General features: G+C 73.4%; 1 pseudogene. It reads right to left on the reverse strand.

The annotated features are described in order from the left end of the window. Positions 1–1,188, reverse strand: a pseudogene (locus ACFQ36_RS22800) (hypothetical protein); the annotation flags it as partial.

Raw genomic sequence — 1,188 nt, forward strand, 5'->3', positions numbered from 1 at the left:
CCGGCAGGGCGACGGCGGCCAGGGCCAGGACCCGGCCGGCGGCACCCGGGACGTCGCCGTCGGACAGGGCCCGGGCGAGCATGGCCTGCTGCTCCAGAACGCTGTGCCACGCCGTGCCCAGCAGCCGGGGCAGGGCGAGGACCAGCATGGCCAGGCTGAAGAGCAGCAGCGGGACCGTGACCAGGACCCAGACGCTGACCATGGCGCGGGCCCAGGGTTTGAGGACGGTGGACTGCGGGTCCTTCCGGTGCCAGGGCAGCAGGCCCCGCAGCGTGGGTTTGATCCGCTGGAACAGGTCCGGCACCCCGGCGGCGTCGGCGAGGACGTGGTAGCCGTCGAAGCGGACCAGGGGCAGCAGCTGGCGGACCATCTGCAGCAGCTGGGTCACCACCACCAGCAGCAGTGCGTCGTAGCCGGTGAGCCACCAGGCGCCCATGATGCCCACCACCACGAGGGCGTTGAAGTAGAGCCCGCCCAGGTCGGTCCGGAGCCGCCCGCCGCGTCCGAGCCGGTAGGAGTCGGTGACGTCGGTGTAGAAGGCGGGCCAGATGAGGTACAGGCCCATGCCCATCGCCCCCGGGGTGGCGCCGCCCCGGCGGGCGGCGGCCGCGTGGCCGAACTCGTGGAAGCCGGCCGAAAGCACCGTCACCGCGAAGACCAGCAGCAGCAGTCCGGGGTTGGCGAACGCGTCGTGGGTGGCCGCGGCCAGGCCCTCGACCATCAGCACCCACCAGGACGCGCCCAGGAACACCGCGGTGACGGCCACGACAATTACGGGGTTGAACAGCACGGTGAACGGGGCGGTGATCCTGCGGGTGCGGTCCGGGTCCGTCACCGTGTACCGCAGCCGCATGCCCAGCAGCGGGTCGGCCCGCTTCAGGTGCGGCTGGGAACCGTCGGCCAGCCGCAGCAGGCCCAGCGGCAGCAGGTGCTGCCGGATCAGGGTCCGCACGTTCTCCGCCGTGACCAGCCGCCCCAGGCGCCTGCCGGCCTGCTCGGCGACCTGCTCCACCGTGCGGCGGCCGTCGATGGCCTCGAGCACCGTGTACAGCAGCCCGGTCAGTTGCAGCATCTGCCCGTCCGCGCGCCGCACCAGCGACGGCGGCTCCCGGTAGCCCGAACCCTTGGCCGCGCCGATCAGTTCAAGGCCGTCCGCCGGGACCGGCACCTCGGGCAGCGGCGGCGCGG

It is taken from the genome of Arthrobacter sp. GCM10027362, from assembly GCF_042679445.1.
Classification (GTDB): Bacteria; Actinomycetota; Actinomycetes; order Actinomycetales; family Micrococcaceae; genus Crystallibacter.